This window comes from Paraburkholderia diazotrophica (assembly GCF_900108945.1).
In the GTDB taxonomy this organism is placed as follows: domain Bacteria; phylum Pseudomonadota; class Gammaproteobacteria; order Burkholderiales; family Burkholderiaceae; genus Paraburkholderia; species Paraburkholderia diazotrophica.
Genome location: NZ_FNYE01000051.1, coordinates 1 through 26,916, shown reverse-complemented (window position 1 = coordinate 26,916; position 26,916 = coordinate 1). Strand labels below are relative to the sequence as shown.

General features: G+C 62.1%; 24 protein-coding genes. 13 read left to right on the top strand and 11 right to left on the bottom strand.

The features are described from left to right. The 3 genes from BMW76_RS35870 (at window position 1) to BMW76_RS35860 (ending at window position 3,464) form a co-directional block, all read left to right on the top strand. Window positions 1-1,104, top strand: coding sequence for a ligase-associated DNA damage response exonuclease (locus tag BMW76_RS35870; protein ID WP_090873554.1), 1,104 nt, complete (start codon window positions 1-3; stop codon window positions 1,102-1,104). Further along, window positions 1,101-2,780 (top strand): ATP-dependent DNA ligase, encoded by a 1,680-nt coding sequence (locus tag BMW76_RS35865; protein WP_090873553.1) that lies wholly within the window; start codon window positions 1,101-1,103, stop codon window positions 2,778-2,780. The genes BMW76_RS35870 and BMW76_RS35865 overlap by 4 nt, the downstream gene beginning before the upstream one ends. Window positions 2,781-2,882: 102 nt before the next feature. Then, window positions 2,883-3,464, top strand: coding sequence for a TetR/AcrR family transcriptional regulator (locus BMW76_RS35860; protein WP_090873552.1), 582 nt, complete (start codon window positions 2,883-2,885; stop codon window positions 3,462-3,464). Between the two features lie 75 nt (window positions 3,465-3,539). Here BMW76_RS35860 and BMW76_RS35855 read toward each other — a convergent pair whose 3' ends face one another. Next, entirely contained in the window at window positions 3,540-3,914 is a 375-nt protein-coding gene (locus tag BMW76_RS35855; protein ID WP_245763531.1) for a hypothetical protein, read from the bottom strand. Window positions 3,915-4,132: 218 nt separating this feature from the next. Between BMW76_RS35855 and BMW76_RS35850 the strand changes: the two genes are divergently transcribed. Then, window positions 4,133-4,459: a DUF190 domain-containing protein gene (locus BMW76_RS35850; RefSeq protein WP_090873551.1), complete on the top strand. Its 327-nt coding sequence runs from the start codon at window positions 4,133-4,135 to the stop codon at window positions 4,457-4,459. Window positions 4,460-4,610: 151 nt separating this feature from the next. Beyond that, window positions 4,611-5,000: a hypothetical protein gene (locus tag BMW76_RS35845; protein WP_090873577.1), complete on the top strand. Its 390-nt coding sequence runs from the start codon at window positions 4,611-4,613 to the stop codon at window positions 4,998-5,000. 78 nt (window positions 5,001-5,078) lie between these two features. Here BMW76_RS35845 and BMW76_RS35840 read toward each other — a convergent pair whose 3' ends face one another. Further along, window positions 5,079-5,384, bottom strand: a complete 306-nt coding sequence (locus tag BMW76_RS35840) for a hypothetical protein (protein ID WP_322789342.1) — start codon at window positions 5,382-5,384, stop codon at window positions 5,079-5,081. A 234-nt stretch (window positions 5,385-5,618) separates the two neighbouring features. Between BMW76_RS35840 and BMW76_RS35835 the strand changes: the two genes are divergently transcribed. Together BMW76_RS35835 and BMW76_RS35830 are read left to right on the top strand one after the other, a co-directional pair. Further along, window positions 5,619-6,431, top strand: coding sequence for an SDR family oxidoreductase (locus BMW76_RS35835; RefSeq protein WP_090873550.1), 813 nt, complete (start codon window positions 5,619-5,621; stop codon window positions 6,429-6,431). 84 nt (window positions 6,432-6,515) lie between these two features. Next, a complete protein-coding gene (locus BMW76_RS35830; RefSeq protein ID WP_090873549.1) occupies window positions 6,516-7,931 on the top strand; it encodes an MFS transporter in 1,416 nt (471 codons plus the stop codon). A 775-nt stretch (window positions 7,932-8,706) separates the two neighbouring features. On the opposite strand, the gene BMW76_RS35825 is transcribed toward BMW76_RS35830, so the two are convergent. The 3 genes from BMW76_RS35825 to BMW76_RS35820 all read right to left on the bottom strand — a co-directional run bounded on the left by BMW76_RS35825 (window position 8,707) and on the right by BMW76_RS35820 (window position 13,271). Then, the gene (locus tag BMW76_RS35825) at window positions 8,707-9,513 is read right to left on the bottom strand and encodes a hypothetical protein (RefSeq protein ID WP_143062410.1); all 807 of its coding nucleotides are present in this window, start codon (window positions 9,511-9,513) and stop codon (window positions 8,707-8,709) included. A gap of 240 nt (window positions 9,514-9,753) precedes the next feature. After that, window positions 9,754-10,413: a hypothetical protein gene (locus BMW76_RS40740; RefSeq protein ID WP_143062409.1), complete on the bottom strand. Its 660-nt coding sequence runs from the start codon at window positions 10,411-10,413 to the stop codon at window positions 9,754-9,756. Continuing rightward, window positions 10,410-13,271: a glycoside hydrolase family 108 protein gene (locus BMW76_RS35820; RefSeq protein WP_090873575.1), complete on the bottom strand. Its 2,862-nt coding sequence runs from the start codon at window positions 13,269-13,271 to the stop codon at window positions 10,410-10,412. The genes BMW76_RS40740 and BMW76_RS35820 overlap by 4 nt, the downstream gene beginning before the upstream one ends. A gap of 417 nt (window positions 13,272-13,688) precedes the next feature. On the opposite strand from BMW76_RS35820, the gene BMW76_RS35815 reads away from it, so the two are divergent. Next, complete coding sequence (locus BMW76_RS35815) at window positions 13,689-14,273, top strand: peroxidase-related enzyme (protein WP_090873547.1); 585 nt, start codon at window positions 13,689-13,691, stop codon at window positions 14,271-14,273. 7 nt (window positions 14,274-14,280) lie between these two features. On the opposite strand, the gene BMW76_RS35810 is transcribed toward BMW76_RS35815, so the two are convergent. After that, a complete protein-coding gene (locus BMW76_RS35810) occupies window positions 14,281-17,115 on the bottom strand; it encodes a sensor domain-containing phosphodiesterase (protein WP_090873546.1) in 2,835 nt (944 codons plus the stop codon). A 304-nt stretch (window positions 17,116-17,419) separates the two neighbouring features. Here BMW76_RS35810 and BMW76_RS35805 point away from each other — a divergent pair, with 304 nt between their 5' ends. The 4 genes from BMW76_RS35805 to BMW76_RS35790 all read left to right on the top strand — a co-directional run bounded on the left by BMW76_RS35805 (window position 17,420) and on the right by BMW76_RS35790 (window position 20,957). After that, the gene (locus BMW76_RS35805) at window positions 17,420-17,956 is read left to right on the top strand and encodes a cupin domain-containing protein (protein ID WP_090873545.1); all 537 of its coding nucleotides are present in this window, start codon (window positions 17,420-17,422) and stop codon (window positions 17,954-17,956) included. Window positions 17,957-18,318: 362 nt separating this feature from the next. Further along, window positions 18,319-18,765 (top strand): hypothetical protein, encoded by a 447-nt coding sequence (locus BMW76_RS35800; protein WP_090873544.1) that lies wholly within the window; start codon window positions 18,319-18,321, stop codon window positions 18,763-18,765. A gap of 272 nt (window positions 18,766-19,037) precedes the next feature. Beyond that, on the top strand, window positions 19,038-20,189 hold the full coding sequence (locus BMW76_RS35795) for a porin (RefSeq protein ID WP_090873543.1): 1,152 nt from the start codon (window positions 19,038-19,040) through the stop codon (window positions 20,187-20,189). A gap of 390 nt (window positions 20,190-20,579) precedes the next feature. Continuing rightward, window positions 20,580-20,957 (top strand): hypothetical protein, encoded by a 378-nt coding sequence (locus BMW76_RS35790; RefSeq protein ID WP_090873542.1) that lies wholly within the window; start codon window positions 20,580-20,582, stop codon window positions 20,955-20,957. Between the two features lies 1 nt (window position 20,958). On the opposite strand, the gene BMW76_RS35785 is transcribed toward BMW76_RS35790, so the two are convergent. Then, the gene (locus tag BMW76_RS35785) at window positions 20,959-21,780 is read right to left on the bottom strand and encodes a DUF72 domain-containing protein (RefSeq protein ID WP_090873541.1); all 822 of its coding nucleotides are present in this window, start codon (window positions 21,778-21,780) and stop codon (window positions 20,959-20,961) included. A gap of 18 nt (window positions 21,781-21,798) precedes the next feature. Next, the gene (locus BMW76_RS35780; RefSeq protein WP_090873574.1) at window positions 21,799-22,587 is read right to left on the bottom strand and encodes an SDR family NAD(P)-dependent oxidoreductase; all 789 of its coding nucleotides are present in this window, start codon (window positions 22,585-22,587) and stop codon (window positions 21,799-21,801) included. A gap of 374 nt (window positions 22,588-22,961) precedes the next feature. Between BMW76_RS35780 and BMW76_RS35775 the strand changes: the two genes are divergently transcribed. Further along, window positions 22,962-24,074: a porin gene (locus tag BMW76_RS35775; RefSeq protein WP_090873540.1), complete on the top strand. Its 1,113-nt coding sequence runs from the start codon at window positions 22,962-22,964 to the stop codon at window positions 24,072-24,074. A gap of 67 nt (window positions 24,075-24,141) precedes the next feature. Here the strand turns inward: BMW76_RS35775 and BMW76_RS35770 are convergent, their stop codons facing one another. The 3 genes from BMW76_RS35770 to BMW76_RS35760 form a co-directional block, all read right to left on the bottom strand. Then, window positions 24,142-25,164 (bottom strand): 2-dehydropantoate 2-reductase, encoded by a 1,023-nt coding sequence (locus BMW76_RS35770; RefSeq protein WP_090873539.1) that lies wholly within the window; start codon window positions 25,162-25,164, stop codon window positions 24,142-24,144. Window positions 25,165-25,331: 167 nt separating this feature from the next. Further along, window positions 25,332-26,132: a fumarylacetoacetate hydrolase family protein gene (locus BMW76_RS35765; protein WP_090873538.1), complete on the bottom strand. Its 801-nt coding sequence runs from the start codon at window positions 26,130-26,132 to the stop codon at window positions 25,332-25,334. 94 nt (window positions 26,133-26,226) lie between these two features. After that, a partial coding sequence (locus BMW76_RS35760; protein WP_177200595.1) for a CoA transferase occupies window positions 26,227-26,916 on the bottom strand: 690 nt, incomplete at its 5' end.

The window sequence follows — 26,916 nt, the reverse complement described above, 5'->3', positions numbered from 1 at the left end:
TTGACTCAACAAACGGATCTGATCGTCGCGCGTCCCGAGGGCCTGTACTGCCCTCAAGGCGACTTTCATATCGATCCGTGGCGACCCGTCGAGCGCGCGGTCATCACGCATGCGCACTCGGATCACGCGCGTGCCGGGCATGCGCACTATCTGGCGGCCGAACCCGGCGCGCGCGTGCTGCAATCGCGCCTGCCCGACATCTCGTTGCGCACGCTGCCGTATGGCGAGCGCATCGCGATCGGCGGCGTGCAGGTGTCGCTGCATCCGGCGGGACACGTGCTGGGCTCGGCACAGGTGCGCGTCGAATATCGCGGCGAAGTGTGGGTCGCATCCGGCGACTACAAGCTCGACCGCGATCCGACCTGCGCGCCATTCGAGCCCGTGCGTTGCGACACGTTCATCACGGAGTCCACATTCGGTCTGCCCATCTATCGCTGGGACGCGCCGCAAGCCGTGTTCGACGGCATCGATAGCTGGTGGCGTCACAACGCGGCGACGGGCCGCGCATCCGTGCTGTTCTGCTATTCGTTCGGCAAGGCGCAGCGCATTCTGGCGAGCGTCGATGCGGGCATCGGGCCGATCTTCTGCCATGGCGCCATCGAGCCGCTGAATCGCGCGTATCGCGCGGCGGGCGTCGCGTTGCCGCCTGTGCGGCTGGTCGGCGAGATTCCCGCGCGCAACAAGGAAGTGTTCCGCCAGGCGCTCATGATCGCGCCGCCATCGGCGCAGGGCAGCGCGTGGCTGCGGCGCTTCGGCGACTATAGCGATGCTTTCGCGTCGGGCTGGATGCGTCTGCGCGGCACGCGCCGTCGACGCGGCGTCGATCGAGGTTTCGTGCTGTCCGATCATGCCGACTGGCCTGCGCTGCAAACGGCCATCGCCGCGACGGGCGCGCGCCGCGTGATCGTCACGCACGGGCAAGTCGAGCCGATGGTCCGCTGGCTGCGCGAACAGGGCCTCGAAGCGGATGCGTTCGCAACGGAGTACGGCGACGATGCAGTTGAAGCAGACGCAGCCGCCGGCAACGAAGCGGACACTGCCGTAACCGCGGATGTCGCGAGCACAACAGGCGCAACGAATACAGCGGAGCGCGACGCATCATGAAGCGCTTCGCCTCGCTCTATGCGGCGCTCGACGCGACGACATCGACGCGCGACAAGCTCGACGCGCTGATCGCCTATTTCTCCGCTGCGCCGCCCGAGGACGCCGCGTGGGCCTCGTATTTTCTCGCCGGCGGCAAGCCGCGCCAGTCCGTGCCGACGCGGCTGCTCACCGAGATCGCGCGTACGCGCGCGGGCTTGCCCGAGTGGCTGTTCGAAGAGTCGTACCAGGCCGTCGGCGATCTGGCCGAGACCATCGCGCATGTGCTGCCGCCTGCCGAACGCACGTCCGAGCTCGGCCTCACGCAATGGATCGAAGAACGCATTCTGACGCTGCGCGGCGCGTCGCCCGAAACGTTGGGCGAACGGCTCCCCGCGTACTGGGACGAGCTCGACTGGAGCGGGCGCTTTCTGTTGACGAAGCTGATCGGCGGCGGGTTTCGCGTCGGCGTCGCGCGTCAGCTCGTCGTGCGCGCGCTCGCGGATGTCGCGGGCGTCGATCACAAGCTGATCGCGCAGCGCATGGTCGGCTGGACCGATTCGAGCCAGCCGCCCGATGCTGCGCGCTATCTGCGGCTGATCGCGCCCGAGCGCGGCACGCACGACGACGCCGAGGCCACGCGCGTGCTGCACGAAAGCGAACGCGGGCTGCCGTATCCGTTCTTTCTCGCGCATCCGTTGCAGGCCGATCCATCGACGCTCGGCGACCCTTCGTCGTGGTTCGCCGAATGGAAGTGGGACGGCATCCGCGCGCAGGTCGTGAAGCGCGATGGCCGCGTGTGGCTCTGGTCGCGCGGCGAAGACCTGATCACCGACCGCTTCCCCGAAGTCGTCGCGTTGGGCGAAGCGCTGCCCGATGGCTATGTGCTCGACGGCGAGATTCTCGCGTGGGAACCCGACGCGCTCGCGCCGCTGCCGTTCGCGCGGCTGCAACCGCGCATCACGCGCAAGTCGCTGACGAAGCGCGTGCTCGCCGAATCGCCCGCCGCGTTCCTCGCCTACGATCTGCTCGAAGCGAACGGCAACGATCTGCGCATGCAGCCGTTGCAGCAGCGGCGCGAGCAACTCGACGCGCTCGCGGCCCGTCTCGCGAATACGCTCGCGAAGGATCTGCTGCGCGTGTCGCCCCTCGTCGTCGCGAGCGACTGGACTGCCCTCGCCGCGCTGCGTGACGAAAGCCGCGAGCGCGGCGTCGAAGGTCTGATGTTGAAAGATCGCGCGTCGATGTACGGCGTGGGCCGCACGAAAGCGTCGGGCACCTGGTGGAAGTGGAAGATCGATCCGTATTCGATCGATGCCGTGCTGATCTATGCGCAGCGCGGCCACGGTCGACGCGCGAGCCTCTACACCGATTTCACGTTCGCCGTCTGGGACGAAGCCGATGGCGTACGCACGCTCGTGCCGTTCGCGAAGGCGTACTCGGGGCTCACCGACGAAGAGATGCGCGAGGTCGATGCGATCGTGCGCAGGACGACCGTCGAGAAGTTCGGCCCCGTCCGCAGCGTCACGCCGACACTCGTGTTCGAGATCGGCTTCGAAGGCATTCAGGCGAGCCCGCGCCACAAATCGGGTGTGGCCGTGCGCTTTCCGCGCATGCTGCGCTGGCGCACCGACAAGCACATCGACGACGCCGATACGCTGACGATGCTCAAAGGCTTCATCGACGAGCGCGCGCGCTGATCGCATCCACGGCAGCATGCCGGACGCGTCTTTTTGTGCATTCTAGCCATTGATGTCAAAATAACGTCTCGAGCCATTCCACGACTGAGATTGAGGGAAAACATGGCAGGAGTTCGTCAATTCAACGAAGACGACGCGTTCGTGCACGCGCTGGACGTCTTCTGGCGCAAGGGCTATCGCGCGACATCGATGCTGGATCTCGCCGAGGCCACGGGCGTGCAGCGCGGCTCGCTGTACAACGCATACGGCGACAAGGAAGAGATCTTCATGCGCGTATTCGAGCGCTACGCAGAGCGTTTCGTTGCCGATGCGCGCAAGGCGCTCGACAAGCCCGATCTGCACGACGCGCTGACGTCGTTCTTCACGTTCGCGATCCGTTCGATCACGCAAGGCTCGCCGACGCGCGGCTGTCTGTCGACGAAGACGGCCGTCGAGATCGAGCCGGAGTCGCCGCGTCTGCGCGAGGCTTTGCAGACCATGCTCGACGCGCTCGAGGCGGCGCTGCTGTCCGTGCTCGACACGAAGGAAGCGCGCGCGCAGCTGACGCTGCCGCCGCAGCAGGCGGCCAGCCTGATCGTGACGACGACGCGCGGCATCGCCGTGATGGAGCGCGTCTACGGCGACCCGAAGAAGCTCAGGCAGACGGCGTTCGCGCTCGTCGATGCGCTCGTGCGCAAGCACTAGGCAGCGCGTTTCGCGCCGCCCGCAAGCGCCTGTTTCTGTCGATCGCGTCGTGGTCGATGCCTTCAGCCGAGCCCTTCAGTTAAACCGCGTCGCGCGAACCGCACGGGTCACGTAGGGCACCGTCACGACATCGCGTGACGCCAGCGCGGGCTCCGATGCGATCAGCGCGCGCACCTCACCTTCCACTTCGGCCCATTCGTCGGGCGGCAACGCGAGAATGAAGCTCGTCGAATGCACGCGCTTCACGATTACATCCTCGATGGAGCCTGTGTGTCCATGGGGCATGTGCCGCTCTTCGAGTTCCGTGAAGCCTTCGAACGGGAACGCGTTGCGCCACTTGCCTGTGTGATAGCGCGGCACATCGCCCTCGTGCACGCTGACGATCGCATCGAGCCGCGCAACCCAATCGACGCGCGCATCGCGCACGTCATCCGTTTTGTTGTCGGTCATGTCGGCAACCCGCAGTATCGAAGCGCTTCATTGTGAACGACGCGCTCGCGCACGAGTAAATGCGCGGGTCGGAGAACACGGCGATGGATGACGCGCTGCGGCATCCGCTTGCGTGCGTCAACTGCTGCAATGGGCGTCGCTCTTGCAGGACTGTCGCGCCGCCGCGCGCAGCGCGATAATGTTTTGCATCCGTCAGCGCGACGCGCAGGGAGTCGGCGATGCAAGGCAGCCAGCTAACCGTCTACGCGGCAACCACCGGCCCGTGCAAGCACCACAAGAATACCGTCGACTGGATACTCGACGAGGCGCAGCAGGCGGGCCTTCACGGCGCGACGGTCATCGAAATCAGCGAATGCATCGACGTGCACGGCAAATATCACGCCGCGCGTTTTCTCGAACTCGCCGACCAGCCGCGCGCCGTCACGCTCGCGGGCGACGACGCGCGCGTCGATGCGCTGCTCGATCGCTTGCGGCACGGCGGCGTGCCGCTCTTCTATACGCGCTGCCCCGTCGAATTCGAGGTGCTCGGCGGCGACGTTCCGTGAAAGCGCGTAATCTGCTTTACGCTGGCGCACGGGCCGCACGACGGTGTGCAAACAGACGCGAACATACAGAACAGAACACGCGGACGCTTTTCGACAGGCGATGCGGCGCGACAGCAGTTTCGCGCTGCATGCCGATATCAGGAGAATCGCGATGAAAACAGAGCCAAGACTCTTGCACGATGTCGGACTGTTCGAAGCGGTGTTCGCATGCGTCCACGACAAGGACCCTTCCGTGCGCAAGGGCGCGATGTTCGGCTGCCCGGCTGTGTTCGTCGGCTCGCATCTGGCGTGTTGTGTGTACGGCAGCGGGATCGGCATCAAGCTGCCCGCCGAACGCGCCGCGATGCTCGTCGACGCGGGACGCGCATTCGCGTTTCAACCGTACGGGCGCTCGGCGATGCGCGAATGGGTCGAGATACGGATTCCGCGCGAACGGGTCGGCGAGATCGCGCCTGTGCTGATCGAAGCGATCGAATATGCGCGGCATCACATCGGTCATGCGGACAGCAAGCGCTCGTCCGCTTCGGCGTCGCGCGCATAGCGGACCATTCGGGGCTTCGTTCGCAGCGCAGGAAATGCGCACTTGAATTCGCGTAGGTCTTCCGTCCGGCACGGATTTTCACTGCGACGCGCCCTTGGCCTTATTCGCGCCCTCATTCGCTGCCGCGTTCGCCGCCGCGGCCGCTGCGGCCACGGCCGATGCAGCAGACGCCGTCACAGCCGCGGAATTATCGAGCTTGTAACCACGCTTTTCGGTGATCGAGTTGTACAGGATCGTCGCAATCAGCAACCACACGACGACGACGATAAATACGGTGATGCCAAGCGTCTCGTTTCGCTTCTCGCGCAGATCGTTCATGATGCACTCCGCCGGGCTCACGCCCTCATCGACAGGCGTGCCACGGTGGGCGATGCCGCGCTGCACGACCCATCAGCGCCCTTTCCCGGCCACGGCAGCCCGCATCGGCAACGCCGTCTCATGTTTGATCCATTACGTCCGCGCAAAATCCCCGATGATGGGATGCCAGCACCCCATTCAGGCCACGTGCGCGCCGCGAGCCGATGCCGCGCACGCTGCATCGCAGCGGACTATCGCGTTATCCTGCGGGATCACCCCCTCGCCTCATCGCCCCATCACCCTATGCAGGAAGGAACCCGCATGCCGTCACTTTTCGATCTCGATGGACGCACGGCTCTCGTGACGGGCTCGACCCGCGGCATCGGCCTTGCGCTCGCCGAAGGACTCGCGCAGGCGGGCGCGCGCGTGATCATCAACGGCACGCGCGAGCAGGCCGTCGCGGATGCCGTCGCCGCGCTCAATGCGAAACTGCCCGATACGCAGCGCGCGAGCGGCCGTTCAAATGGCGGCACGACCGATCGAGTGATCGGCCGCGCATTCGACGTCACCGACGAAGCCGCCGTCAGCGCCGCATTCGAGCACTGGGACAGCGAGGGCATCGACGTCGACATTCTCGTCAACAATGCGGGCATCCAGTTCCGGCAGCCGCTCGTCGACCTGAAGCTCGCGGACTGGCAGCGCGTGATCGACACGAATCTCACGGCGGCGTTCATCGTCGGAAGAGAGGCGGCGCGGCGGATGATCGCGCGCGGCGCGGGCGGCAAGATCATCAACATCGGCTCGCTGACGAGCGAAGCGGCGCGCGCGACGGTCGGCGCGTACACGGCGGCCAAGGGCGGCATCAAGATGCTCACGCGCGCGATGAGCGCCGAGTGGGCCGCGCACGACATTCAGGCGAACGCGATCGGCCCCGGCTACATCCTCACCGATATGAACGCGCCCCTCGTCGCCAATGCATCGTTCGATGCGTGGGTGAAGAGCAGCAACCCCGCGCAGCGCTGGGGCAAGCCGGAAGAACTGGTCGGCACGGCCGTCTATCTGGCGTCGGCGGCATCGAGCTATGTGAACGGGCAGATCATCTACGTCGACGGCGGCTGGCTTGCCGTGTTGTAAGCCGCATCGTTGCAACTGCAACGTCGTGGCGTTTGCGGGACGGGCTATGCAATAATCAGCGGTCACTTACATCGCTCGCCGCCCGTGCCGCCTGCCCTCAAGGCTTTTACCGCTCCCATCATCGTCGCCTGCGCGATGTTCATGGAGAGCGTCGATGCTAATGTCATCGTCACTGCGCTGCCGGAAATGGCGCGCGCGTTCGGCCGGGACCCCGTCACGCTGAAAATCGCCGTCACCAGCTACGTGCTCGGGCTCGGCGTGTTCATCCCCGTCTGCGGATGGCTTGCCGACCGCTTCGGCGCGCGCTCGGTGTTCCGCACGGCCATCGGCATCTTCGTCGTCGGCTCGCTGCTGTGCGCGGCGTCGACGTCGCTCGCGCCGTTCACGGTGGCGCGCTTCATTCAGGGCGTGGGCGGCGCGATGATGGTGCCCGTCGGGCGCATCATCATCTTCCGCGTCGTGGACCGCTCCGAGTACGTGCGCGCGATGAACTATCTGAGCGTGCCCGCGATGCTCGGGCCCGCGGCGGGGCCGCTGCTCGGCGGCTTCATTACGACGTATCTGCACTGGCGGCTGATTTTCTTCATCAACATTCCCGTCGGCATTCTCGGCATCTGGCTCACGAACAAGTACATCGCGAACACGCGCGAGCCGCATCCCGGACCGCTCGACTGGACGGGCTTCATTCTGTCGGCGGGCGGCGCGTCGCTGTTCCTGCTGGGGCTGTCGCTCACCGACGGCGAGCTCGTGACGGGCACCACTGCCGTCATGATGACGCTCGTCGGCGCGGCGATGCTCGGCATCTATGTGCTGTATGCACGACGTGCCGAGCGTCCGCTGCTCGATCTGCGTTTTTTCCGCGTACCGACGTTCCAGGCGAGCGTGCTCGGCGGATCGCTGTTTCGGATCGGACTGGGCGCCGTGCCGTTTCTGCTGCCGCTCGTGCTGCAGGAGGGGCTCGGCATGAGCGCGTTCGAATCGGGGCTGATCACCTGCGCGTCGGCGTTCGGCGGCATTTTCATGCGCACGCTTGCGGCCACCGTATTGCGCCGCTATGGCTTTCGCACGGTGCTGATGTACAACGCCGCCTGTTCGGGCATCGCGATTGCCGCGTGCGGCGTGTTCTTTCCGGGCACGCCGACGTGGCTCATCTGGGTCATCGTGCTGCTTGGCGGCTTCTTCCCGGCGCTGCAGTTTACGAGCCTCAATTCGATGACTTACGCCGAGATCGAAAGCCGCGACGTGGGCCGCGCGACGAGCCTCGGCAGTGTCGTGCAGCAGATTTCGCTCGGTCTCGGCGTGACGGTTGCGGGCATCGTGCTGCAGATCACGCGGGCGTTGCACGGTCATTCGGCGCTGCAGTGGTCGGATTTCTGGCCGGCGTTTCTGGTGGTCGGGTTGTGTTCGTTCGCATCGATTCCCGTTACCAGGCGGTTGTCGCCGAATGCCGGCGATGAGATCGTGCGGGGCAAGCGGGAAGTGACGACTAAGGCGTATTGAGAGTTACGCAATTGATGACTGATGTTGACCCGCGAAAACGGACATCTCCTCTTGAAAAGAAGGTGTCCGTTTTCGCGGATCAAACATCAGTATTCGCCCAAAATACCACCCTCAAAAGGTGACGCTCTCCGGTTCATATCAAACAAGAGTTCACTGGAAATCTTAGTTCGGCTTTGGGTCGTGCCACGTTTGGAATAACTGAATTAGCCTTTCGACACGCTGTCGCGTTCGATTAGAGACGCGTCCCGAAAAATGGGCTCTGTCGGTAGCCCTCACGGTCCCCGCATTGGTATCCAATCGAACACCATCACTCGATGTGCTCAAATACGTAACGTCGTAGCAATCGGAAGCACCAGACTCACCCGGTCGCTTATCCAGTAGCACGAATGCGCTCGTATGTAGTTTCTCCACGTTCGCTGGGGTGCAAACTGGCACACTGCCAAACTTGTCAGGTACCGATGTCGCGGGGTTTTGTTGCAGGAAGCTGATTTTTACGTAACGACCATAGTTCAGGCCCACAACGTCGCGCCCATTGATTAGATAGTTCACGTTGTCTTCTTGATCAGTCGCGGAACTCACGCACTGCAATAAAAGGGCCCTGGAATCCTTTACCCATGCCACAGATGCGGTCCGCTCGCCACAGAGCGCTTTCACTTCCGGCAATGAGCGGTTGAAAATGGCGGAGCACTCACCGTCGCTGTCGCAACTTCCAAATAGCGATGGCGTTACCGCGAATGCACTAGTTGATGCAGCCAAAGTAAATATCGCAACGAGCCTAGATTTTACAAACATATGCATGCGCATCCTGAGAAATGAGATTGAAATTCACGTTCGTTCTTTGGCTCGTTTGCCCATAGGCGGTGTACGAGAATGGCGATTGCTGAATAATTCCGATCCGCCCACTCATGCAATCTGCCACATATACGTGCTTTGCCGCCTTCGCTCGCTCTTCGACTGCAATGCGGACAAGAGCAGATTGACTTGTCGGATGGTCGCTCGCCACTCTGGACTTTATTGCCTCAGCGGCTGGCTTAAGCGATTGCTGCTGAACCGCGACATCGAACAGCGCGCAATATGAAACGAGTTCGACATTCTTCATCAAATCGGATGACAAGGATCGCAGAAACTCAATCATAGCCATAACATGCTGGTGTCTTTCACGCACGGCAGTCGCGACCTGTATGTCTTTGAACGCCTGAATCCGGGCCAAGTTCTGGAAAGGCGCCTTCCAGCCGCTCGCATTTGTAGCTTGCTGATTGACTGCCCAATTATATAAATCCCCACTATTACCCTTCGTTAGTGCGCTATCCAGTGCGTTGTAGTTCGATGACGCTGGGAACGCAGCCTTGAAGGACGTAGGATCGGCACTTCGCATTGCTGATAGAACTGGGGCTAATGTTCCGGAACCTGCGTTCCATTGAATCACGCCATACGACATGCCGCCCCCAAGTGCACGCGAAACGCGGCGTGCCGTATTTTTTGCATCCCAGATTGCCATGACGACAACGCTGCGCTTGGCGTTGCCGAGTGCTGCAGCTAGGCAAAGCGCCGCCCCAAGACCGCCGGAGAAGGCCGGTTCCACGTACCGCATCGCCCAAGGGGCCGGAATTACAACACGGCTTGCATCGCGTAGTGTTAGGAAGAGGACTTCTCGCGTGACATACAGAGGACGCAAACAGCGCCCCCCTCAGGTGTCACCTTGCGTAAGCTGAAAGGCTAGGTCGATTTCGGAACGGTGCAACACGCCGCCCGATGATGCAACAGTGGGCGGCGCATTTGTACGGTTGAATGAGTAATTGTAAGCCTCCGAGACTACGGTGGCTCAAGGACAGAAATTGATGGCGCTGCAATCGATCCAGCGCTCTATGGTGACGCCATTTTTCTCGGAATATGAAATTTTCCAGAACTTCAAATCATCTGAAATAGTTATTAACCTGACATACTCCCCTTTTACAACATATGTTTTAACCTTCGTTTCTGAAGACGTAGGATACAAGAATGCTTTATCCACAACTACCTTACGCTGACCTTGGCGGGCATCGGCTCGTTTTTGTGTGAGATTTACCGAGTAAGGACCATAAAAAAAATCACCCTTCGGATTTTGTGTAACCTTCCACGTCAGTGTGTCGTCATAGCTAGTCAAGTCTGCAAATCCATCTTTTGCTCCGAAAAACGAGTAAAAGCGAACTTCCGCATGCCGCCCGTCCTGTTGCACGTGCCCTGAAATATTTTCAGTTCCGTCCACGTCACAATCAATTCGATTTCCATTCTCCGTGATAAAGCAGTATGAGCCTGTCACTGTGCCATCACGTGCTTCGTGGAGCTTTATCTCAAAGGTCAGATATGGCTTAGTTGCTCCCGCCACACGTTCCACATATTCCCAATCGCCTGAAAATTTGGCATCCGCCGCCCATGACATCGAATGAAAGAGCAAAATGCCTACTAGGGGCATAAAAAGGGTAGCGCATCTACGCATGCTCATACTTGCACCTGTAGGCAATCATTAACTCTATTCAGCCACCCCTTAAGGTTGCCAATCTGACCAGGATCCTTGATTGTGAGATTCGTGTAATATCGACGCCTAATCGATGCTATGTCTTGAAGCAACGCCTCCTGATCGGGAATGGCATTGATGGCATTGACCGTTTGTTTTCCCATGCCGCCATCCTCTACGAGATTTGAATGATACTTCTGGTTTAGCAATTTTTGAATCTGCAATGCGGCTCCGCCAGAAGTTATACTCCAATCGTAAGACATTAACGCCACACGCTCATCCTTAAATCCGCAATAACCTTTTGGCTGCCAATAGCGCTTCAGATAAATAGCCTCGGCTTGCTGTTCCATTAACTTTTTCAAGTTATCAAGCGTGGGTGCTACGCCTACATCTTCTTCCGCATACTTTTGCCATGTGGACCACGCAATACCGTGGTTCGTAGGACCGCCCTTGTCGTCGCTCCTATTCACGTATCCGCCTTCATGTCGAAGAATGATTTTTGAGATTTTCTTGAACGGGGCAGCACAATCACAACTTTCCGTACTGTTTTGGAAAAAATTCCCCAACAACCCAATCGGGTGCATGTGCCACACGTCAGGATCAGCCGGGAAGTCCTTGACGGCCTTCACCTTGTCCCACCATTGCAACTTCTTGATGCGTTCCATTTCGGTGGTCCAGGTGGGCTTACCGAGTTCCCCCATAAGCGGCAGGAATTTTTCCCACTTGCCCATATCGCCGCCCCATTCACTTTCGTAGCGAAAGATCACATGCGAGACGGCTTCTGCCAGCCACCGCACGGTTAGCGCGTTCCTCAGGTCAGCCGGAACCACGTTCCCCTTGCCGTCGCCCTGGCGCTTCGCGGCCTTCTCCAGCTTGCCGATGAATTGCCCCGCATTGACCGTCGCGGCAACGGTACTGAATTCCTTCTCATCGTCACCTTCGATCAGGCGTTTCGCTTCGAAGAGGTTGCGCCGGTACATATCGAGCAGCGGAATGCTGGTGGTATCGACCGTATCAAACCCGGGCCATGCCCACGGACTTTCCCAGAGCGTATCCGGGTGGTTTTTCTCGCACACCCATCGCGTAATCGTCCTGCCCTCATCGTCGCCCGCCGTAATTGACCACCATTGCGTACCCTGATCGTCGGTCGCCCGGTCGATCTCGCGCCCCTCGTCAAGCTGGGCGCGCGGAAACACCTGCTGGTATCCGACAGCCGGACCTTCGGCGTTGGCAAGCTGCAACGGAAATGCTGCCCAGGTCGGCACCGGCCCACTGGCAACCTTGCCCGCATACTTGGTGCGCTCAACCCAGAGCGGATCGCCTACGGGCGTACCGCTGGCGGGATGGTTATGGTTGTGCCCGCGGCCGTGTGTTGACGGCTGCGCCGCAAGCTTCGTTGGCTGAACCTTCGCCCATAACCCCTTGCCCGGATCGCCCTGTTTGCCAGTTGCAAGAGCAAGCGTCAGCCCTTTGAGCCCGTCATTACTTTGCGGATCGGCCGGTTTCACAAGCTTCGCGCCTTGCTGGATCAGCAGCAGCGGTTTATCCGGCAGCTTCTTCGCCCGTTCCTGACTCTTGCCAATAAAGTTCTTGATCTGCGCACCAGCAAAAACCTCGACGTGCAGCAGCGGATGCTCCCGCTTCGGCGGCAGCATGCTCGCTTCTGTGGGATCCTGGTACTCGCCCAGGTAGCCCACCACGTCGCCCGCCTTGACAGGGAACGGCTTGTCAAGCACGACCACCGCATCAAGCGGCTTCGGATCGATCACCGCGTCGAGTTCATCAAGATTGACCCAGCCCGTCGCAGCGCGCGGATCGGGTGTCCCGCCAGCGATGGCGGCCACTGGGATACCCTTCGTGATAGTCGCGATCAGCGCCCAGCCTTTCGCGACATTGCCGACGACGCTCAATTCGCCGCCTCGTGGCAATAGTCCGATTACCGTCCCATTGGCGTGGTCGCAGATGTGGACGCCGGTCTGGGGCGTACCGGCATTCTGCGAAGCGTCTGCCGGGCTGGCTGGCGGCACGGTATAGCGCACCTTGTCGGGATACGTTGATAGCGTATCCATGCTATCCGGGGCCGGGCCTGACAGCGTGCCGCCAGCCAGGGTGGCCTCATTCAGCAGGCCCGAAGGTGAACCAAAGTTCAGCGTTGGATCGAGTTGCCGGAGCTGGGCCTGGCGGTCGTTCGCCTTGCCGCCTACACGAAAATGCTTGTCGCCTTGCCAGAATGGCAGAGAATGGATCGACGATGCAGACGCGTTGCCGCCCCCCGTCCGCGCGTCCTGATATCCCTTCCAGTCAAGCTGATGCATGTACAGGCTGTAGAACTCCAGCACCTCATCGGCGGGCGGCTGGTAAGCCTGCGGGCTGCTGGCCGTCGTTGCGGACGCACCCGAAGCCGCGGTTGCTGCCGTTGATGATGTGCCTTGCTTGTCTGGTTCAGGCGGTAACACAAGCCTATGGCGGATCAGCACGAATCCCGTCGAGTACAGCGCGTAACGCGGCGGCGTGGTCGGATATGTCAGTTCGGGATAAGTGGAATCCAGGCGGTACGCCACTACCTCGCCATCGGCGATGGCCCTGACGCCATCGCCCTGCTTGAGCTTGCCGCCCGTGCCCGCGTCAAAGTGGATGCCGCCGTGATACATGCCGTTCGAACCGAGCGGATAGAACCCGCCATCCGAATTCGCCAAGGAACTGAGCCAGGTTTGCGGATCGGCTTCATTGCCGCTAACAGGAGCAAAAGGAAAGCTCCAGTTAAGGGGTTGCCATTGTGGCGGCGGCGGGCTTGCGGGCGCTGCTGGCGCGGCAGGGTGATGCGGATGACCGTGATGTGTCGCCATGAATAGGCGCGCCTCCTTGCTGTCTTTCGTGGGAGACGCGGCCCGAAGGGCTAGGAGCAAAGCCGACGCGGGCCGCGATGTGGACCCGTTACGAGCCATCTCGCCTTATAACCTCGCTGCGAGGCGCGGATCAATGGCTTCCGGCCCGAAAAACTGTCATTTATTGTCACAACACAAAACCGAGCGTGGCGGAACATTTGTCTCTCTTCCGTCACGCCCGCTCGGGCCGATTCGTTTGCACAACGATTTGCATTGTCCGCGCGCCCAACCGGCCCGCGTAGCAAGTGGGCGTCGGGGAGATGCGAACTCCTTGCGTAGTGCGGACACCGCAGACATAAACCGCATACGCGCATGCCTGCGGCAACCGAGAAACGCCGACAATAGAGCGTCGCAGACAGAACAGAAAGGAGACACGCCATGACAAACCCCATCCCCATCAGCCGCTACCCGGTCCCCGCACCGGCCGAATGGCCCGACGACATCCGCGCGCGGATTCTCGAAGTCCAGGACAAGGCCGGCTTCGTGCCCAACGTGTTCCTGACGCTCGCGCACCGGCCCGACGAATTCCGCGCGTTCTTCGCCTATCACGATGCGTTGATGCTGAAGGAAGGCAACCTCACGAAAGCCGAGCGCGAAATGATCGTCGTCGCGACGAGCGCCATAAACGAGTGCCTGTATTGCGTCGTCGCGCACGGCGCCATTCTGCGCATCTACGAAAAAGCGCCGCTGCTCGCGGATCAGATCGCAGTCAATTACCGCAAGGCCGACATCACGCCGCGCCAGAAAGCGATGCTCGATTTCGCAGTCAAGGTGTGCCGCGATTCGGCGTCGGTGAACGAAGACGATTTCGCCACGCTGCGCGGCCACGGATTCAGCGATGCCGACATCTGGGACATCGCCGCGATCACCGCGTTCTTCGGCTTGTCGAACCGGATGGCGAACGTGATCTCGATGCGGCCCAACGACGAGTTCTATCTGATGGGTCGCGTCCCCCGCACATAAAACGGCACTACTGTTCGAGCGCCTTCGAGCACGGCGCAAGCGGCGACGACATCAGGTCTTCCAGCGACATCGGCCGCGCGAGATGATAGCCCTGCCCGTGCGCCGCGCCGATCGTGCGCAGCAATTCGAGCGTCGGCTCGTCTTCGATGCCTTCGGCGACCACCGTCAGTTCGAGCGATTCCGCCATCCGCACGATCGCACGCACGATCGCGCGGCTGCGCGTGCTCTGCGTCAGTTCGAGCACGAACGACTTATCGATCTTCAAGCCGCTAAAGCGATACTGATGCACATAGCTCAACGACGAAAAGCCCGTGCCGAAGTCGTCGAGCACGACGCACATGCCGTTGTCCGCGAGACTTTGCATCGTGTTGCGCGCAAGGTCCGGCTCCGCGATCAGCGCGCCTTCCGTCAGTTCGAGCGAGATGCGCGACGGGTGTACGTCGTAGCGCCTGAGCAATTCGAGCAGCTCGTTCGCGAACTCGGGGCGCGTGATGCTGTAGCTCGACAGATTGACCTGCACGAGCGGCCAGTCGACATGCTCGCGCTGCGCCAGAATCTCGGCCACGCGCGTGAGCATGTACATGTCGAGCCGGCCAATTAGTTTGAGCCCTTCGACGGCGGGCAAAAAGCGGCCCGGCGCCCAGATTTCGCCATTCGGCTGCCGCCAGCGGATCAGCGCTTCGAGCGCGACGAGTTCGCCCGTCGCGATGTCGACGATCGGCTGGAAATACGGCACCAGTTCGTCGTCGCGCTTGAGCGCGTTGCGCAGCGCGCCTTCCGTTTCGATCTGATCCGACAGCTCGCGGCGCATCTGCTGGTTGAACACCGCAAAGCTGTCGCGGCCGCGATTCTTCACGCGATACATCGCGGCATCGGCGTCGCGCAGCAGATCGGCGGGCTTCAGATGGAACGCGCTGTCGGCGCTCACGACGCCGACGCTGCAGGACGTGAACACCGTCTGCTCGTCGATGCTGAACGGCGCATCGAAGGCCGTGAGGATACGCTCCGCAAGCAACATCACCGTTTGCAGACTCGCGCCCGGCACGATGACGGCAAACTCGTCGCCACCCAGCCGCGCCAGCAGATCGTCGCGCCGCAGGCATTTGCGCAGGCGCGCCGCCACTTCGACGAGCAATGCATCGCCGAACAGATGGCCGAGACTGTCGTTGATGACCTTGAAGCGGTCGAGGTCGATAAAGAGCACCGACAGCGGCTCGCCGCGCCGGCTGTAGCCATGCCACGCCGCTTCGAGCCGCTCGTACAGATGCGTGCGGTTCGGCAGGCCCGTCAACGCGTCGTGATAGTTCTCGTGCAGCAGCCGCGCGTTGGCCTCGTCGAGTTCCTGCGTGCGCGCGAGCACGCGCGCTTCGAGTTCGAGATTCGCCGCGTGCTGCGCTTCCGCGACGCGCCGCCGCGACAGCGCGGTATCGATGTGGCGCGAGACAAACGTCAGCAGCTCCTGGTCGCGCCCGTCGTAGCGCACGCTCGACGAATAGCTCTGCACGACGAGCACGCCGCGTACGACATCGCCGTCGAACATCGGCACGCCGAGCCACGAGCGCAAGCGGATGTTCTCGCTGTCCAGGCTGATCTCGCCCGCGTTGACGAGATGCACGGCATCGTCGGTATCGAACAGGCACGCCACGCGCCGACGGATCACGTATTCGGTGAGGCCGCGCTCGCCACGGCGCGGCGCAGGCACGTCGCGCAGCGTTTCGTCGATGTAATACGGAAACGACACTTCGGCCGTGATGGGATCGAACAGCGCGATATAGAAGTTCTTCGCATACAGCAAGCCGCCGACGATCTCGTGCAGGCTGCGAAAGAACTTGCCGATCTCGACGGATTGACTCGACAGTTCCGCGATTTCGAAGAGCGCCGCCTGCAAATGCTGCGCGCGCTCACGCTCGGCGATTTCGGCGCGCAGCGTATCGTTCAGACGCGACAGCTCGGCCGTGCGGCGCGCCACTTCGGCTTCGAGTCCGACGCGATGCAGAATGCGATCGAGCGCCATCGCCACGTGCCGCGCGACGACGAGAAAGAGCGCACGGTCCTCCGCGCTGTAGATGCGCGACGCGTCGTAGACCTGCATCGTCAACATGCCGAACACTTCGTCCGATGCGTTCTTCAGCGGCGCGCCCATCCAGAACTTCGGCCGATGCCCGACACAGTGAAAGCGCCCCACCGCGGCCGCCTCGATAATGCCGTTCTCGTCGATCAGGAGCGGCTGGCCCGTGGTCAGCACATAGCCCGTCAGCGACAGCCGCTCGGGGTCGACCATGTCCATATGGTTCGTATCGACGGTCTCGGTGTCGATCAGGTCGACGTAGTACGGGTACGTGACGGCGCCCGTCTCGCGGTCGTATAGCGCGAGATAGAAGTTCTCTGCGTCGATCAGCGTGCCGAGCCGCTCGTGAATCGCCTGCAGGAATTCGGTGCGCTCGCTGATCGAACTCGCGAGATACGCGATGTCGTACAGCACGCGCTGCACGTTCTGCGCGCGCAGCAGCGCATCTGTCTGCATCTGTTCGCCGATCGCGCGAGCGAGCGCGGCAAGCCGCGCATCGGATGCGAATGCGGCAGGCGCGAGCAGCCAGCCGAGCGCAAGCTCGCTGCGCCCCGTGGGCCACGCGACCCATTCATACTCGGCGCACGCATCGTGCAGCATCGCGGGCACGATCGTGCGCGGCCAGTCAAAACGCGTCGCGCCCTCGCGCACCAGTTCGAGCTGCTGGCCCGCGCGATACCACGCCCACGATGCGCCGAGCGCGTCGACGGCGCGCGCCGCATCGTCGATCGATTGCGCCTCCGTTCCGCTTACCGACAGACCGGCATTCCACATAAATCAGCCCTCGCGCCGTCCAGAATTGTTATTCGTCGTTGGTGTCGACGGGAATTTGCTCTTTCGCGCTTGCTCCCATCCCATGCAAGCCTGTTATATCGACGAAAGCGAAAGCAAACTTGATATATCTGACCCGCAAATACCATCGGCGACACAGCCCGGAAACGTTTGCACAAAGGTCTTCGCGATTCGGTTTTGCCCTGATTGCTGCGGAACGGCACTTGCTGTTTAGCTAACGTCCGTGCCGCTCAGGCGACTGATCGTTTCCGTTCGCTTGCGCGGCGCACCGTTTCGAGGAGCAGACATGCAAGCACATTCGAGGGGCGCGGTGCATGCCGACGCATTCAGGCTCGGCCCGCGCGACTGGGTGCCGAACAACGGGCATCTGCCCGTCATCCTGTATCGCGACGTGCGGGACGATCCGGGCGACGGCGACAAGCTCGCCTCCACGTTCGAAGCGATGTTCACGCGCAACGGCTGGCCGCCGAAATGGCGCAACGGCATCTTCGACTATCACCACTTTCATTCTTCGGCCCATGAGGTGCTCGGTATCGCAGGTGGCACCGCCGATGTGATCGTCGGCGGACCGGGCGGGCGCGTCGTGCATCTGGAAACAGGCGACGTGATCCTGCTGCCCGCAGGCACGGGCCATTGCCTCGAATCGTCGAGCGGGCCGCTGCTGGTCGTCGGCGCGTATCCGCCGGGGCAGCAATGGGACATCCGGCGCGAAGCGCTGACTGAAAAGGAACGCATCGCGATGGAGGCGCTGCCGTTTCCGCACAGCGATCCCGTGCTCGGCACGCAAGGGCCGCTGATGGAGAACTGGCTGAAGGCCGCGTGAATCCCGCGGCTGTCGTTGCCGGCGAAAACCCTCGCAGGCGATTCGATACGCCGCCATCGCGCTGAACGTCCGTTGCAGGCCGGTTCGTCGCAGCCTGGCGACGCTAACATCCACATCGACCGAGCCGGCTCATCTCGCGCACTGCATTGCGCGCACGCTGCTGGCCCAAAGCGCAGGCACGGCCCGGCGCACGCCTCGCGCGCGGCCGATGTGCGTCCGACGCATCGTTGATTAGCACATGTGCAACGCCGCGCAACGATCGCTACCGTACAGACGTCAGCTGATGTTCGCTGACGTTCGCCATGGGTTCGGGCTAACATCCCGTAACGGCGTCCGCCGGTGCAGGGTCTCGCGCCAGTACCATGACAAAGGACTTCATCCATTCGCTTGCCGTACTGACCGCAGTGGCAACGGGGCTCTGCGCACTACCCGCGCGCGCACTCGAACTCGATGCGCAACTCGTCTGCAAGACCGACGCGCACACTTTCATCCAGGCCCTGCTCGACGATCAATACATCGATCCGAAACCGATGCGCGTCGAAGCGAATTCCGTCAATGCATTTCGTCCGATGCACGGCCGCGATCTCACGGCCTTCGGCTTTCACGTCTACGCAATACTCGGCTATCAGCGCGACGACGCGATCTTCCGCAAAGGCAACGGAAAAGCGGAAGCGGATTCGATTTATGGCGCCGTCGTGTCGGGGCCTTCGGAGTCCGTGCGCGTGCGCGTGCAGCAGGCGGGCAGCGGCGCGACCGTCAAGCAGGTGCTGCCTTTCGTCCTCACGGCGATCGTGTGCAGCGACGGCTGAGAGCCGAAAGTCAAGACCGTTGTAATTCCCCACATGGTGCACGCTGCCATCAAACGGCCATCCCCCCGCCGCTAATCTTCCTCGCGCAATTCCATGCGCTGCGGGTCAATCGCGTGCGGCTCTTCATCGCGATTGTTTCGGCTTGATGACGCATTACCGCGTCGCCGTGCAAGAGTCTCCTCCCGTCACACGGCGTTAAATCGAGCCCCGCATTTTCCTATACTCGCCAGGCTGTTTTTTCACTCACTGTCTGGACTAGCTGGAGCTCAACCATGAAAAGAATTCCCGCCGCGGTCGCGGTGCTCGGCCTGTTTGCCGCATCGGCTGCGCACGCGCAAAGCTCGGTCACGCTGTATGGCCTCATTGACGCGGGCCTCATGTACACCAACAACGTGCAGAAGAGCGGCACGAGCGGTGCACTGTGGCAGGCGACGAGCGGCACCATCAACGGCAGCCGCTTCGGCGTGCGCGGCGCAGAAGACCTGGGCGGCGGCTACAAGGCGCTCTTCGTGCTCGAAAACGGCTTCAACGTGCAGAACGGCACGCTCGGCCAGCATAGCCGCCTATTCGGCCGCCAGGCGTATGTCGGTCTCGGCAGCAGCACGTACGGCACGCTCACGCTGGGCCGCCAGTACGACTCGCTCGTCGACTACGTCGCGCCGCTGTCGGGCACGGCCGGCACGTTCGGCGACACGGGCTTCGCGCACCCGTTCGACAACGACAACCTGAACCACTCGGTGCGCATGAGCAACTCGGTCAAGTACGCGAGCAACAACTACGCGGGCTTCAAGTTCGGCGCGCTGTACGCGTTCTCGAACAGCACCGACTTCGCCATGAACCGCGCGTATAGTGCGGGCGCGAGCTATCAGTGGGGTCCGTTGAACATCGCGGCCGGCTATCTGCAGATCAACGGCTCGAACAGCACGACGAACACGGGCGGCGCGATCGATACGGCCGAATCGGCTGCGAACGGCACGGGCGGCTTCCAGGTCGGCGCGGGCGTCGAGCGCGTGTTCGGCGCGGGCATCAACTACGCGTTCGGTCCCGCCGTGGTCGGCTTCGTGTACACGAACAGCCACTATCAGCAGTCGTCCGCATTCGGCATGGCGAACGGCTCGATGCACTTCGACAACTACGAACTGAACGCCAGGTACGCGTTCACGCCGGCCATCTCGTTCGGTATTACGGACACGTACACCGACGGCCATACCAGCGGCTCGCGTACTTTCGGCTCCGATCCGAAGTTCAACCAGGTCAACGCGCAGGCTGTCTATTCGTTCTCGAAGCGTACGGACGTGTACGCGGAAGCGATGTATCAGCACGCGATCGGCCACGGCTATGTCGCGTTCATCAATACGTCGGGCGGCGCTTCGTCGACGGCCAATCAGGTGGTCGCCACGATCGGCATGCGCCATCGCTTCTGATCGCTCTGCTTTCGTCTGCTGCAAATCATCCGGACTTTGCTTTTCAAAGCCTGCCGCATTTTTGTGCGGCGGGCTTTTTTTCGCGCGTCGTCGCGCATTGTTCGAACGATCCGCTGCATCGCCGCATTTCACGCGTGGCAGCGCGCTTTCTTTAACCGTTGTCTAACGTTTGACGCCGCGACGTGACATGCGATTGACGCCAAAACAACGATTAAACCGCCAGTTCGACGTGCGTTTGTGCAACGCACCATGATTTTGACTATAGTGAGGGGTGTACATGTCTTTCGCATTCGCGGAAGCGCTAACTATTGACGGAGAATCCGCCGCGACGCGGATGCCAGCCCGCCGCAAGTCATCGTGCTTGCGGTGCTCAGGCGAGGAGAGATCACGATGTTCGATGCCGAAATCGCCGCGAAACTGTTGAACCGATGGACGGTGAAACCGCCCGCCGCGCAGCACGATACATCGCAGCACGACGCCTATCTGGATCTGCTGCGCGAAGGGAAGCTCGACTTCACTCATCAAAAGGGTCGCGTGACACTAGGAGACGTCAGCGCGGATGGTCTGTTCGATCTCGAATCGCTCGTATTCGTCGACGGGTCGCGTGCGCTGCGCCTGAGAACGCCGGGCGCCGTGCCCGACTGGACGCAGTGGGCCGCATTCGAGCCGCCCGTCGCGCGCGGCGCGGAGAACTCGACGTTCCGCACGCAGTCCGACGCGCCCAGCGACGACGAATCGTCGTGCACGCTGGAGGCGCCCGAGCGCTGAGTCACCCGCCCGCGTTGATCCGCTCGATCAGCGCCATCGCGGCCGCGGGATTGTGCGCCTTGTGGCCGCTGATCACGTACAGATACACGTCGCGCGCTTTCTTTGCCGCGGGACGGCCGTAGCTGTCCAGATCGTCGGGCGCGCCGCCCGAGGCCCAGGCCTGCGCACGCTCGACCCATCGATCGAGCGCATGGTCCGCATAGCCGAGCGGGTTCGCCTCTTCCGTGCCCATGACGCGCGCATAGACGAACGAGGCCGTCGGATCGGCGATCTGCGGATACTTCGAATCGCCCGCGACGATGATCGCGACATCGCGCTTGCGCGCGAGCGCGACGAAGGCCTCGTCGCAAAAGCTCGCGTGCCGCACTTCGACGGCGTGGCGCAATGCGTGTCCGTTCACTTCCGCGGGCAGCAGTTCGAGAAAGTTGCCGAAGTCGTCGGCATCGAACTGCTTGGTCGGCGCGAATTGCCAGTTAATCGGGCCGAGCTTGTTCTTCAACTCCAGCACGCCGCTCGCGAGAAAGCGTTCGACGGAATCGCGCGCTTCCGCGAGCACGCGCCGATGCGTCGCGAAGCGTGGCGCCTTCAGCGAAAAGACGAAGTCGTCGGGCGTTTCGTCGTGCCACTTCGCAAACGTCTCGGGCTTTTGCGAGCCGTAAAACGTGCCGTTGATTTCGATCGTCGTCAGTTGCTGGCTCGCGTATTCCAGTTCGCGTTTCTGCGCGAGCCCTTCCGGATAGAACACACCGCCGCGCCACGGCTCGAACGTCCAGCCGCCAATCCCGACGCGAATGCGCGTTGCCGTCTTTTTTCGAGTGGCCATCGGTGACGCCTCTATGAATCAGAAAGCCGAGCGCACGACGCCGCCGTCCACGCGCAACGCCGCCCCATTGGTCGCCGACGAGAGATCCGAGCATACGTACACGACCATGTTCGCCACTTCCTCAGGCGTCGTGAAGCGCTTGAGGATCGAGCTGGGCCGCGCTTCTTCGAAGAACTGCTTCTCGAAGGCCTCGAAGCTTTGTCCGCCCGAGAGCTTCGCGACGAATTCCTCGACGCCGTCCGAACTCGTCGGCCCCGGCAACACCGCGTTGACCGTCACGGCCGTGCCCGCGCATGTCTCTGCCAGGCCACGCGACAACGCGAGCTGCGCGGTCTTGGTCAAGCCATAGTGAATCATCTCGGTCGGAATCTGAATGCCGCTTTCGCTGCTGATGAACACCACGCGCCCCCAGTTCTTTTTCTTCATGCCCGGCAGATATGCGCGCGACAACTGCACGCCCGACAGCACGTTGACGTTGAAAAAGCGCTGCCACTCTTCATTCGAGATTTCTTCGAACGGCTTCGGGTCGAAGATGCCCATGTTGTTGACGAGAATGTCGACGTGCGGAAAGCGCTCGACGAGACGGGCGACTTGCGCGGGATCGGACACGTCGCCTGCAAAACCTTGCACATTCGCACCCGGCACGTTCGCGCGCAGCGCTTCGATCGCCTGATCGACCGACTGCTGCGAGCGCCCGTTGACGATGACCTGCGCGCCTTCGCGCGCGAGTCCGGCTGCGATCGCGTGGCCAATGCCCTTCGTCGAGCCGGACACGAAAGCGAGCTTGTCCTTGATCTTGAGATCCATTTGACGATGTCCTTTGAAGTCGAACGGGAGATGCATCGCGTGCAAGCGGCGTGGCATCGCGCATGCGCTCGCATCGCGTAGCTGCATTCGCGAGTGTAGAACCGCGGCAAAAATCGTGCAGAAGGACAGACATGAATTGGCCGGAGCGATGATGCAATGACATCGGAGCCGCTGCAATATCGGCGAACGACGCTACGTCGACGATCACGCGTCAGCATGAAAAAGCCAACGGCGCTAGCATTCGACAGACGTTCGCCCAGCCTCGTCGACATGCGGGTTCATTGCATCCGAATCTCGTATGCAAACCGGGTAGTGCATGAACCCGATGTCGAATAACAAGCTATCCATCCGATCATGGATACGCGGAGACGCCAATGAATCGACGCACCCAGCTTGCCACGCTGCTCGCGCTCGCCTGCCCCGCCGCGTTTGCGCAGAACAGCGTGACGCTCTATGGTCGCCTCGACGGCGGCCTCCAGTACCTCAATCACATCGCCACGCCTTCGGGCGGCAGCACCTCCAGCTGGACCGCGGAAGGCGGCGACTGGGGCACGAGCATGCTGGGCTTCAAGGGATCGGAGGATCTGGGCGGCGGCCTGTCGTCGGTATTCGATCTGGAAACGGCGCTGCAGGTGATGAACGGCACGACGGGCGGCGGCCGGCTCTTTTCGCGCCGCGCTTACGTCGGGCTCGCCGACAAGCGCTTCGGGCAGATTCAGGCGGGCCGCAATCTGTTCATCGATAGCGACGGCGTGTGGGAATTCGATCCGTTCGTGCAGCAGGCGTTCTCATCGGCATCGCTGGTGCGCGGACGGAACTGGCAGCAGACGAGCAACAACGTCGAATATCACAGCCCGGTCTTTTACGGCTTCGACGTGCAGGCGCAGTACGCATTCGGCAATCGGACGAACGGGTTCAACCAGGGCGCGCCCGGCGAGTTCGGCCGCTCGGACGGCATCATGCTCACGTACCACTCGCAACTGTTCGACGTGCGCGGCATCTACGACGAACTGCGCAATGCGGATGGACGCATGACGAATATCTTCACGAGCTCGCGTGAGTATTTCGTCGGCGCGAATGTGCGCGTGTCGAAAGTGAAGATCCAGGGCGCCTATACGCACTTCTCCGCACCCGACACGCCCGCCGGTCTGTCCGACAGCGCCGACTACTACTGGCTCGGCGCAACGTGGGATGCGACTCATCAGTTCGCGGTCACGGCCGCAGCCTTCTATGTGCACGTGAACGAAGGCTCAGGCGACGCGACGCACGACCCCGCCGGACACGCGACGATGTTCACGCTCGGGTCGACCTATCACCTGAGCCAGCGCACGTTTCTATACGGCACCGTCGCGTATGTGCGCAACAGCAGCCAGTCAAACTTCTCGCTGCTCGCGACCTCGCGCGATGCGACAGGCAATGCGAACACGAACCCGTTGCCGGGCGAATCGCAGACGGGCGCCTACGTCGGCTTGATGCATATCTTTTGAGCGCGCGCGGGCCGTCTCATCCGCTTGCGCGAATGAGACGGCCCGCGCGCGTGAGTGCTGCGCTTTGTTACGCGGCTTTCGCCTGTTCCGGCTTCGCAGCGTGGGTCGCGCCCGTGTCCTTCTGCTGTGCAATCTGCTCGCGCAACTTGATGAGCGCGAGCACCGTGTCGATGGTCGGCGTGTCGTGATTGACGAGACGCCCCATCTCTTGCACGACGGTCAGCAGCGGGTCAATCTCCATCGGACGTCCGGCTTCGAGATCCTGCAGCATCGAAGTCTTGTGCGCGCCGACGGCACCCGCGCCGTCGATACGCCTTTCGACATCCACACGGAAATGCACGCCGAAGCGGTCAGCCACTGACTTCGCTTCGAGCATCATCGTCTTCGCGACGGCGCGCGTGCCGACGTGGCCCGTGATGACGTCGAGTGTCGCGTGCGTCAGCGCGCTGATCGGGTTGAAGCACAGATTGCCCCACAATTTCAGCCAGATTTCGTCGCGGATGTTGTCGCGGATAGGCGCTTCCAGGCCTGCGGCTACCATGATTTCGGAGAGCGCCTCGACACGCGGCGACCGCGTGCCGTCGGGTTCGCCGATCGGAAACTTCTTGCCGTACACGTGCTTGATCACGCCCGGCTCGACGATCTCCGCTGCGGGATAGACGACGCAGCCGATCGCGCGCTCCGGTCCGAACTTCTTCCATTGCGTGCCGCCCGGGTCGATGCTTTCGAGCGTCGTGCCCGCGAACTCGCCGCCATGCTTGTAGAAGTACCAGTAAGGGATGCCGTTGACGGCCGTGACGATCGCCGTGTCCGGTCCGAGCAGCGGCTGGATCGCATCGACGACACCCGGCACCGAATGCGCCTTCAGCGCGATGATCACGTAGTCCTGCGGACCCAGCTCGCCCGGGTCCGACGAACAGCGCACATTGACCAGACGCTCGGTATCGTCGATCAGCAGACGCACGCCGTTGCGTTGCATCGCGGCCAGATGCGGGCCGCGCGCGACGAAACTGACATCCGCGCCCGCAAGCGCCAACTGTGCGCCGACATATGCGCCAATCGCGCCGGCTCCATAAACACAGATCTTCATCTATCTGCTCCCATTCCAAGAAGTGATCAGTGAGATCGAGCCGGGGCGTCCAAAGACGCGGCGCGCGCTCGTCATCGTCGGTTCATCGTTGCCGACTCATGCACCCGCTCGTTGACGGGCATATTGACGAAACGCGCGGCCGACTCGTCCGCATACCCAATGCGCGTTTATTGCGCGGCCGCCTCCGCTGGGCGAGCAGCCGCAAGCTGGTTCGGCAAGGCGCCGATGCCTTCGATCGACACCACGACAGTCGAGCCGTCCTTGATCGAACCGACGCCGATCGACGTGCCGCACGCGATCACGTCGCCGGGCATCAGCGTCATGTCGTGCGAGATCATGCTGACCTGTTCTGCGGGCGTGAAGATCATGTCCGAGAGCGGATAGTTCTGGCGTTCGACATCGTCGAGACGCGTGATGACACTCGCGTTGCGCCAGTCGAATTCGCGTTCGATGACGGGACCGATGCAGCTGAACGTATCGAAGCCTTTCGAGCGGCACCATTGCGCGAAATTCGGGTCTTCGTTCAGCAGGTCGACGGCCGTGACGTCGTTGATGCACGTGTAGCCGAAGATGTAGTCGTCGGCGACTTCGGGTGACACGTTCGTGCAGCGCTTGCCGATCACGATGCCGAGCTCGCCTTCGTAGGCGATCTTGCCGCTGTAGCCTTTTGGCCGGCGAATCGGCGCGCCGGGGCCGATCACCGACATCGGCGGCTTGATCAGAAAAAGGGGATGCGACGGCGCCGCCTTGCCGAGCTTCTGCGACAGCGCATGAAAGTTGTTCCAGAGCGCGACGACTTTGGTCGGCATGCACGGACTCAGCAACTCGACTTCATTCAGCGGCCAATGCTTGCCGCTGGGTGTCGCGTCGCCGAACATGTCGCCGTCGTATTCGGCAATGCTTGCGTTATCGAGCACGCCGAAACCTATATGGCCTTGCGGCTGCCGAAAGCGTATCCACGATGTCATCGAACCGTCTCCACAATGTTTTTTTATTGACCGACACGGTGAATACGCCCGCGTCACGAGTTCAAGCGTGTTTGTGTCTTCGTTCGAGCCTGGCTCAAATGGCGCCAGCCGTTCTGAGTGCGTCGATCTGCTCGCGTGAATAACCGAGCTCGGCCATCACTTCGTCCGTGTGCTCGCCGAGCAGCGGCGAGCGCGTCACTTCCGTCGGGCTGTCCGACAGCTTGATCGGATTACCCACGGTCAGATACTTGCCGCGCACGGGGTGATCGACCTCGACGATCGTGCCTGTTTTGCGCAGCGATTCGTCTTCGGCGATCTCCTTCATCGACAGGATCGGGCCGCACGGAATGTCGTATTTGTTGAGGATTTCCATCGCCTCGAACTTGGTCTTCGTCATCGTCCAGCGTTCGACTTCCGCGAAGATGTCCTTCAGGTGCGGCAGGCGCGCGTCGGGCGTCGCGTAGTCCGGATGCGTGGCCCACTCCTCCCGGCCGATCACGTTGCAGATCTTGACCCACACGGGGGCCTGCGTGATGAAGTAGATGTACGCGTTCGGATCGTGCTCCCAGCCCTTGCACTTGAGAATCCAGCCCGGCTGGCCGCCGCCCGACGCATTGCCCGCGCGCGGCACCGCCTCGCCGAACGTGCCGTTCGGATACTGCGGATATTCCTTCATCACGCCCGTGCGTTCGAGGCGCTGCTGGTCGCGCAGCTTCACGCGGCACAGGTTCAGCACGCCGTCCTGCATCGCCGCGAGCACCTTCTGGCCGCGGCCCGTCATCGT